General features: G+C 47.4%; 7 protein-coding genes. 1 reads left to right on the top strand and 6 read right to left on the bottom strand.

From position 1 onward, the window contains the following. Positions 1–332 precede the first annotated feature (332 nt). The 6 genes from NTU69_07845 to NTU69_07820 form a co-directional block, all read right to left on the bottom strand. Positions 333–1,976 (bottom strand): AMP-binding protein, encoded by a 1,644-nt coding sequence (locus NTU69_07845; GenBank protein MCX5803425.1) that lies wholly within the window; start codon positions 1,974–1,976, stop codon positions 333–335. Between the two features lie 117 nt (positions 1,977–2,093). Then, positions 2,094–3,065, bottom strand: a complete 972-nt coding sequence (locus NTU69_07840; GenBank protein MCX5803424.1) for a xanthine dehydrogenase family protein subunit M — start codon at positions 3,063–3,065, stop codon at positions 2,094–2,096. Then, positions 3,062–5,350, bottom strand: coding sequence for a xanthine dehydrogenase family protein molybdopterin-binding subunit (locus tag NTU69_07835; protein MCX5803423.1), 2,289 nt, complete (start codon positions 5,348–5,350; stop codon positions 3,062–3,064). Before NTU69_07835 ends, NTU69_07840 begins: the two co-directional genes overlap by 4 nt. Continuing rightward, positions 5,340–5,885 carry a (2Fe-2S)-binding protein gene (locus NTU69_07830; protein MCX5803422.1) on the bottom strand — a complete coding sequence of 182 codons (546 nt, stop codon included), beginning with the start codon at positions 5,883–5,885 and terminating at the stop codon, positions 5,340–5,342. The genes NTU69_07835 and NTU69_07830 overlap by 11 nt, the downstream gene beginning before the upstream one ends. A 286-nt stretch (positions 5,886–6,171) precedes the next feature. Then, positions 6,172–7,236, bottom strand: a complete 1,065-nt coding sequence (locus NTU69_07825; GenBank protein ID MCX5803421.1) for a TRAP transporter substrate-binding protein — start codon at positions 7,234–7,236, stop codon at positions 6,172–6,174. A gap of 580 nt (positions 7,237–7,816) precedes the next feature. After that, positions 7,817–8,617, bottom strand: coding sequence for an IclR family transcriptional regulator (locus NTU69_07820; protein MCX5803420.1), 801 nt, complete (start codon positions 8,615–8,617; stop codon positions 7,817–7,819). A gap of 700 nt (positions 8,618–9,317) precedes the next feature. On the opposite strand from NTU69_07820, the gene NTU69_07815 reads away from it, so the two are divergent. Beyond that, the coding region (locus NTU69_07815; protein ID MCX5803419.1) for a TRAP transporter small permease at positions 9,318–9,518 on the top strand (201 nt) is incomplete at its 3' end.

Here is a 9,518-nt window from a genome sequence, read left to right as displayed (position 1 = left end):
CTATAATGGCCATTTTTCTTCTGTAAAAAACAGGGTACTTCTGGATATTTTTTAAGGTTTTCCTGAAACATCAATATAAGTGTATCTTTCATTGTGTCCAACTATTATAGAAGAACTTTAAAGAGGTTGTCCGGTTTAATTGTAATTTTCTGCTTCTCTACCTCTTTGCACCACTGGTCGGCTATTAAGATGTTTTTGTGGGATGCAGAAAAGAGGTTGTGACCTGTCCCTCCTTCGTTATATGCTTAATAGTATACAAAACTTATATTCTCAGGTTGTACTATTTTTAGGGGACAGGTCATACAACCTTAACCTTTGTTTGCTCTTTGGTATCACATACCCAGCTTCCCTTGGATGTCCTCCTTCAAGGCTTTTTTGTCTGCCTTACCGACCTTGGTGAGGGGTATGCTATCGATGAATTCAACCCGCTCCGGCAGTTGGAGGACAGAGGCCCCGATATTTCTCAGATAGGCAATCAGTTCCTCAAAGGACAGAGTCACCCCGTCTTTGAGCTGGATGTAAGCACATATACGCTCACCCAAAGCTTTATCCGGCATGCCTATGACCGCCACATCTGCAACGCCGGGATGGGAACTGATCAACCGCTCGATACCTACCGCGCTGATCGTCTCTCCGCCCCGGAGGATCGTCTCTTTGATTCTGCCGGTGATCATGACCGTGCCGGACTCATCGATTTTTGCCAGGTCCCCTGTCTTAAAGAAACCGTCCTTCGTGAACGTTTTCTTGTTTTCCTCTGCTGATTTGAAGTAACCGGTAAAAATGTTCGGACCTTTCGTGGCAAGCTCTCCCTCATGATTGGGCGGTACTTCCTGTTCGTATTGATCTAAAATTTTGAACTGTGTATAAGGGCAGTCTTTCTCACCTACAGTGGTGCAAATCGTTTCCAAATCTGCGTCGAGACGGGTCATGGCACCTAATCCCTCGGCAGAGCCGAAGGCATTCACGAACTTGCAGCCCAGCTTTTTGTAAACACTCCTGACCAGCTCCGGGGTGCTGGGTGCCCCGCCCGCGTATATCTTTTTCAGTGAGCTGAGATCGTATTCTTTCAGGTTCTCGAGACTGACAATCCTCTGGACAAGGGCTGGTACCGTAGGAAATGCCGTGACTTTTTCCCGTTTTATGACCCTGCAAATGTCTTCAGCGTCTGTGGAATCGGTGAGCACATATTTCGCATAGTTGAAAAAGGCGCCGCCCACGCCGTTGTGCATGCCCTGAGCGTGACTCACCGGGGCAACAGTCAACACAACATCATCGCTCGTTATCTCCCAGGCCTTCGAATGGTACTCTACACTCGCAATGTAGTCGTTATGGGTCCGAGGAACGGCTTTAGGTAAGCCTGTTGTGCCGCCCGTAAGGAGTATCATCGATACTTCCATGGGATCCGGACGCTTAGCTGCAAGGGCCTCAAGACTGGCGGCGGTCAGCTCGCCAGTATTCATCAGCTTCTCCAAAGGGATAAAAGCTTTATTTTCTGGTGCTCTCACTGATATTATGTGTTTTAGTTCTCTGTTATCCTCCATTACGCGTTTTATCATAGGCAGATACTCAGTGTTCTTGTAGCGGTCCGGGCCGATCCATGCTACGGGATGGGTCAGACTGCATACGTGATTGATTTCTGTGAGGCCGTGGCGGTCGATGAGCAGGACAGTTATAGCTCCGACTTTCTGCAGCGCATAAAAGGCAATGATGAATTCATGCCAGTTCGGGATCTGGAGTAGCACAAAGTCCCGCTCCTTTATCCCTAATTCCATAAAGCCGATGGCCAACCGATCGACCTTCTCACGGAGTTCCTTATAGGTGAAACGGGCGGTATCATCTGCAAGACCTTCCTTTTGCGGATACAGATCGGTGGCCTTGTCGAACATGTCTCCCCAGGTGAGACCCAACCACCATCTGGACTTAGTGTATCTCTCCACGTCTTCCGGCCTGTACGGTTCAAATCCATCTATTGGCATAACTCCCCCTTTGGTTTAGCTCATAGTTCATGGTCTATAGTTTATAAGAACTGTATCTGCTATGAACCTATGCCATGAGCTTCCCTGCTATAAGCTATGAGCTATAAGCATGTCATATCAGCTTAATATCGCCCTCTTGACAAGAGTTTTTGCGATCTCAACCTTGTATGCGTTCATACTGAGCGGTCTTGCGCCTGCCACTGCCTCATGCGCTGCCATCACGGCTATATCTTCGTTAATGGGTCTCCCCTTTATGACTTCCTCCGCTTTTCTTGCCCTAACCGGTCCTGGAGCCACGGCCCCAAGGGCAATACGGGCATCCGTGCATACCCCTCCTTCCACGGTGATGATTGATGCCACGCTTACAATGGCAAAATCGACAGGGTTCCTCAGGGTAAACTTGAGGAATCTTTGCTTCGTCGGGCCTGTGATTCCGGGAACTTCGATTTCTGTTAAAATCTCATTACTCTTGAGTCCATTCCCGAGGGGGCTGTAAAAGTCCGTGACCGCCACCTTTCTTTCGCCCTCCGGACCCGCGATCTTTATCTGTGCCCCCAGGGCAGCCAATGCTACGGCAGTATCTGAAGGACAAACAGCGAAGCACTTTTTCCCGCCCAAGATGGCGTGGTACCGGTTATCACCTGCAACAGCGAGGCACGGGCCGTTCCCCTTTCGTAAACAACGTATCGGTCCCCCTATATGGCACGGGTACCTGTAATACCAGCAACGAACGTCCTGGCATAGGTTCCCGCCAATAGTAGCCGCATTGCGGACCTGTGGTGTCGCCACGGAACGGGCAGCTTCCGCAAGCGCCGGGTAATGGTCCCTGAGAAAGGGAGACTTCGTTAGGTCGGAAAGTTTCGTAAGGGCGCCCATCTTAAGCCCCTTTTTATCCTCGTTGATATAGTTGAGACCATTGATTGTCTTTATGTTGATGATTGCTTTGGGGTACTCAGGGAGGCTCATTTCTTTTAAGACGCCTAAGAGGTCAGTGCCTCCTGCGTTGAGCTTTGCCTTCCCTTTGTATTTTGTAAGGAGTGTGATCGCTTCATCAATCGATCGTGCATTATGGTGGGTGAACGGTTTCATCTCATACCTCCTTTTCTCATATCCCCTATCTTCCCTAAAGCTTTTAAGACCCTATCCGGGGTCACAGGATAGTCATGCAGCCAGACGCCGATGGCGTTGGATACGGCCATGAGCACGGCTACCGGGCCAGGGGAAGTGGCCACCTCGCCAACGCCTACCGCATGGAAGCGGTGGGTGGGAAAGGGTGTTTCGAGGGCCACATTGTCAATTACCGGTAATTCAGGAAAGGTTCGCCACTTGTAGTCGACCATGTTAGCGTTCAAGATATGTCCTGTGGAATAGTCAAGGATTGTTTCCTCAAAGATGGCACTGTCAATGCCCCCGGAGCCGAGGCACCCGTTGAGCTGGCCTTCGAGACCCGGGGGATCTATAATCTGGCCCACATCCGTCGTGTTGACAACACGCACAAGGGTCACTTTCCCGGTTTCCGTATCGACCTCGACCTCTACGAAGGTCATCATACAGTTACTCAGTGTATAATCAGGCTCGAACCGTCCGTAACCCGTGATGGTACGATCGACCCCCATTGCCTTCCAGGGTATCCGCTTTTCCGGATTGCCCTTGACGAAAATTACCCCATCCACTGTTTCTAAGTCTTCTGGCGCTGCTTGGAGCTTGGGGGCAATTAGCTCAAAGAGCTTTTTCTTGGCGTCTTCGGCTGCCGCGATTGCAGCCCCTCCAATTGCGTACGTACCTCTGGAGCCTGCGGGTCCAAACTCGTAAGGGTTAATCAGTGAATCAGAGGGTGTTACGGAGACCCGTTCCATGGGTAGTTGCAGCACCTCAGCAACCATCTTGACCACGTTGCTCCTCTGGCCTGTCCCGTGCTCTGTTATACACGAGAAGAGCATGGCTGTTCCATCCGGATAAAGACGCACATATGCCTCGGATGCGTCCTCGCCGATATCGGCATTTCCATGGACACCGACACCCACCCCTATCCTTTTTGTATTGTTCACCGCGGTGGGCGTGAGCCATCCCCTCCACTTATCTTTCCAGCCAAAAGCCTCAGCGCCTTTATCCATAGCATTTGTATAATCTACACCCCTGTAGGTATACCAGATGCCGTCCCGCCAGAAGTACCCATCACCGGGTTTGACGAAATTCTTCTTTAAGAACTCGAAGGGATCAACCCCGACCTTTTCCATGGCAAGGCTCAAGAGCGGAATCAGTATACACTTCAGCTCCTGGCCGCCAAAGCCTCTCACGATACCTGAGGCGTTCCTGTTGGTACAGACAATCACCGGCTTAAGGTCCCAATTGGGGCACCGGACCATGATCTGGACCTCTCCACAGCCGACAGCCACCTGGGACTGTGTGGTCATGGAATAGTAACCGGTATCGATAAGCCACCTGCCTGAGATTGCCGTTACCGTCCCGTCTTTCTTCATGCCCACCCGGGCCTTCATACGTGATGCAAGCCGCATTGTAAATACCGCTAAGTGTTCTTCCTTTGTGAAGATGAGTTTTACCGGCTTGCACGTTGCCCTGCTCAAGAGCGCTGCATAGCACTGGATCTGCCAGGACATATACTTTGACCCAAAACTACCGCCACAGGGGCCACCAATGGTTCTCACTTTGACTTTCCTTCCGATGATATGGGAGAGGATAATCGAGTCCATGTATGAGGCTTGATTGGATACCCAGAGAGTCACCTTGTTGGGTTCTTCCCACAAGGCTATTACACCTGGAGGCTCTGACGGCAAAGGGTTCGGCATGTTCTCGTAGCCGAATGCCCCTTCTGTTATGACATCAGCTTCTTCGAACCCCTTCTCCACGTCTCCCATGACCACTTCCTTTAAGTTCTTGGGACCGAAAAAGGGAACGCCAGGGGTTACGACGTTACCGGGGAACTCATCATACAACTGGGGGGCGCCGGGAATCAAAGCCTCTTCCATCTCAAAGACAGCCGGCAAAAGCTCATATTCCACATCTATCAGGTGAAGGGCTTCTGAAGCCATCTCTTCGCTTGTGGCAGCAACGAGCGCCACGGCGTCACCGACGTAGCGGACCTTTTGGTCGAGCACACGCGTGTAGCGGGGTGTACCTCCTTTCCAGTCGGGGATGTCTTCCCAGGTAAGTATCGCTTTCACACCCGGAAGCTTCTGCGCTTTGCGCTTGTCAACCTTCTTGATAAGCGCATGGGGGTAAGGACTTCGGAGCACTTTGCCATAGAGCATGTCCGGGAGCTTGATATCGTTCAAGAATCGTGAGCTTCCCGTGACAATCTCCGTAGCATCCTTCCGTGGTGTTGCCTTGCCTATGAACCTGTATTTACTGGTCATTTCGGTACCCCGCCTTTTTGGATGCTGCCATAACAGCCTTCACAACCTGGTAGTGGCTGATACACCGGCAGAAGTTGCCGGAGAGACCTTCTTTTACCTCCTCTTCTGTCGGGGAAGGGTTTTCATTAAGGAGGGCCTTTGCACTCATGATGATGCCTGGTGTGCAAAACCCACACTGAAAGGCTGTATAGTCGATGAATGCCTGCTGAAGAGGATCGAGCTTCTCAGCCCTTGTATCGCTTAAACCTTCGATCGTTGTTATCTTCTTCCCATCACACTCAATGGTCAGGGTCATGCAGGAAAGTACTGCCTTTTCATCCATAAGCACGGTACAGCATCCGCATGCACCGTGATCACATGATACCTTGGTACCAATAAGGCCGAGCGTTTCTCTCAGTGTATGGGCCAGCGTGTGGGAGGACCCAACCTGATCAGGCTCGCCTCCGGCTTCAAGTTCAAAGAGCTGTCCGTTAACCGTGAGGCTGATGCGTTGCGTCTCGGGTTCCTTCTTTTTAGCCGGCTTTATTGTTTTCACTGTCATGCCTCCTCCTCTTTTGTCTGATTCATATAAACATTTCTGTTATGTGACATGGGCAATGTTAAGGACATATTGGGGCTGGTGAGGTCACATCCATCTCCTTTACCATTTTCATTGCCTATGATAGATTCTTTATTACTATTTGCTTTACCGGGGTACCTCCTTCTAAAAGATGGATTTTAGTCGATATATCAGGAGTGTACCCCATTTTCTCTACGTGACACAAGATAATGATACATTACCGCGTTGGCCCCTATCTATGCTAAGTCAAGATCGACACTCGTTAATACTGATACGCAGTCGGTATATTCTTAACCTTTTCCTGACCTTTCCAGTATTCAATGCGTTCCCGTAAAAAGCTTATCCAGCTGTCGACCTCGCCGGGCTTATAGCCCTTGGTGACTAAGTCTTTCTTGAATTCGGCGATAACAGGCTCTACAGCTTTTACCCATCTGCCTATTTCAGCATCGGAGATAGGCACAATCTGGCCGCCCTGTTTTAAAAAGAACTCTCTGCCTTCAATTTCTATGTCATTCCACGAAACTGCCCATTCTTCAAGAAACTCTTTAGTGTAATCGGTAATGAGCTTTTGCATATCAGGAGGAAGACTATTCCATTTATTCTTGTTCACAACCACATAGAAGATATTGACGCTCGAGATTTTCCAGGATGTGGTATTGAACTTTAATAATTCGCCTATTCTAAAGCCCTTCATCTGTTCAAAATTGCCAAGGTTGCCGTCAAGTACGCCCCTCCTGAGCGATTCGTAGACATCTACCATCTCCAACGGCATTGGTGTAGCCCCGAGAGCTTTTGTTATATCTGCAATCCTGCCGGTGCCTCTTATTTTTAATGCTTTAATATCATCCAGAGTTTTTACGGGTTTATTAAGCGTCTGCACAACACAAGGAGGACTGGTACTGAACATGAGAGTATGATAGGTATCCCACTCCTTGGGCTTGAACTTGTTGTAAAAGTCATTGGCCGCATGCGTTGCCACCCAGCTGCTCGGGAAACCGAGGGGCAATTCCATTATCTCCATGACAGGAAAACGTCCCCTTGTATAAGAGCAATGCGAGAGGCCGATATCCGCAATACCGCTGGCTATGCCGACAGCGATCTTGGGCGCTGTAAGAAGCGTGCCACCCGTGTAATGGGTTATCTCCAGCTTGCCGTTACTCCTTTTGGTCAATTCTTTACAGTATTTATCCATGATTATCGAATTCATATGCGTGGGTGGAAAATAATTCGCAAACTTGAGCTTTATTACGTCTGCTGCATAGGTAAAAGAATACGTTAAAAATAGAAGCGAAATAACAAACACGAACAGTACTAATTTTTTTCCCATTTTGATACCCCCTTTTTATTTTTTTTGTTTATTATTGTGTTTTGACATATTGCCTGCCTTTGTTCAAACTACATTTGCATAATACTTTCGTGTGTTACTGGTATTGGGATGGCGTAAAGCGCATTCTTCAAACCCCCTAAAGCTATCGGATCGGTGTTCGATCTTCTTCGAGTTTATCCCTCTTTAGTCTATATGAAAAGGCTGTTTTTCATTTGTAATTTGCGATATGCCCATCTAATGAAAAAGCTGTCCATAATATGAACATATTACCACCTCCAAAAGTTTTGTCAAGCAAAAAATGTAGAATTTAAAATTTCTCTATATCGCCGTATATTAAGGCTTATAGTGTTTTTTGAGGAACGCTTAACAATAAAAAAGTGATTCTTGGCTAAGAGCAGAAAAAGTCTTTTGGGATTGGAAGGTAGTAGTTACTAAGAATACCGCCTGGGTGAAGAGTGGAAAAACTTGGGCAGGTAAAGGCTTCACTGCCTACCCAACAGACAATCATTCAGGCGAAGAGGATAACCAGCGGACTTTATAGGGAATTGATGAGAAGAGTATTAAAATTGAACAAATTTGCCTATACAGCTTGCTCCCTTTTTTCGAGGTAACCTATTTTCTTAGAAATAGTCAGGGCTGTTGCCATAACCTCTTTTGCTATTCTCTTCAGGCCCTTTGAATCCACTGATGAAGAGATGAATCCGACGCCTATGCTGGCTATAACCTTTCCTGTAAAATCACGGACCGGAGCGGCGACCCCGCTGATACCTTCAAAAACCTCATCGACGTCGATGGCATACCCCTGCTCCCGTACCTGGCGAAGCCGCTCTTTATACTTCTCTTTTTTGGTAATAGACTTCTTTGTAGCAGCCGTCAAAGGATTTTTCTCTAAAAGCCTTTCGATTTCGCTGTCAGGCAGGTATGCCATGAGCACTGACCCCAACATACCCCAATAGGGCGGGCGGCGTGTGCCCATCTTTGAGGTAAAAGTGATCGGGTTCCGTGGATCTTCTCTCTTGTCGATGTAAAGTAATTCTTCATTTTCCAGGATCCCCAGGAATATACTTTTACCCAGCTTCATCTGCAATTGGCTTAAATAGGGAGAGGCAATATCTCTCAGGGAGAAAGAGTGAAAAACGATACTCCCCAGCTCAAACAATTTCAGGCCTAATGAATATTGCTTTGACCCCGGGTCCTGCCTGAGATAGCCGTACCTTACCAGTGTTGTGCACAGCCGTAAAACCGTAGCCCTGGGCAGGCTCAGGATCTCTGAGAGTTGAGCCACAGTAAGTACTTGTCTATCATTCTTAAAAGCGTTCAGTATCTGCAATGCCCTCTCCAACGACCTATTGTAAAAAGTTTCGTTCTTATCCCGACTCATACGTTTCACTTATAGAAATGCTTTTCATAAAACTTGCAATAGAAAGCCCCTTTTGTCAACAGGAAAGTGGAGAATCTTATAACCTGGCAAGGTGGTTGATCTCCAGTTGATTATGTCTCGGAATGAGCAGGACAGCTATGGCACCGATTTTCTGCATGGCAAAGAATGTGTAAATATATTCATGCCAGTTGGGAAACCGAAGAAAGACGTAAATCGTTTTGTTTTCTTATAAAAATAAAGTAGCTATGCATGTTAAAAAAAGTAACAATGTTTTTGTTATATTGAGGTTTCTCATAATTCTATCCTCGCAGATTAGCTTTATGATGATTTTTTTAACTTTAATATACATATTTTGTCAAGGAGTGGTATAATCATGTTATAATTATCTGCATCTCATGTAACGCGCCAGTTTCAGACTTTACTGGAATAAACAGGGGGTAAAGAGCCAGATGCTTGATTCTGGAAGCTGGATTCTGGATGTTCTTGATCCTGGTTGTTGGATGCTGGTTTCTGGATTCTGGATTAAACCCAGGATCCAGTATCGAGTATCTGTTTATATATCCGGTATCCAGGATCGTAACTGGCGGGATATACTCACCTTTGAAATTTTCTTGACAAAACTTTTTCTTTCTTTTAAATTGGAGCAAATAAATAAGAAACATCGTTTCATACTATGAAACATAATTGAAAAGGAGGGTCAATGGAAAGGATATTTGGCATTTTTCTCAGGGTGACTAAAGTCCTTAATATCGTTGGGGGGACAGCTCTTACCTTGATGATGTTTTTGACCGTCGCCGATGTCCTCATGCGAGCCGGTGGTCACCCCATTTTAGGTACTTACGAAATGGTGGCATTATCGCTGGCGATTGTGATTGGTTTTAGTATCCCCAAGGTCTCATTG

The organism is Pseudomonadota bacterium, assembly GCA_026388215.1.
GTDB lineage: Bacteria > Desulfobacterota > Syntrophorhabdia > Syntrophorhabdales > Syntrophorhabdaceae > JAPLKF01.
The sequence above is the reverse complement of the archived record's forward strand: the minus strand, read 5'-3'. Positions and strand labels throughout refer to the sequence as shown.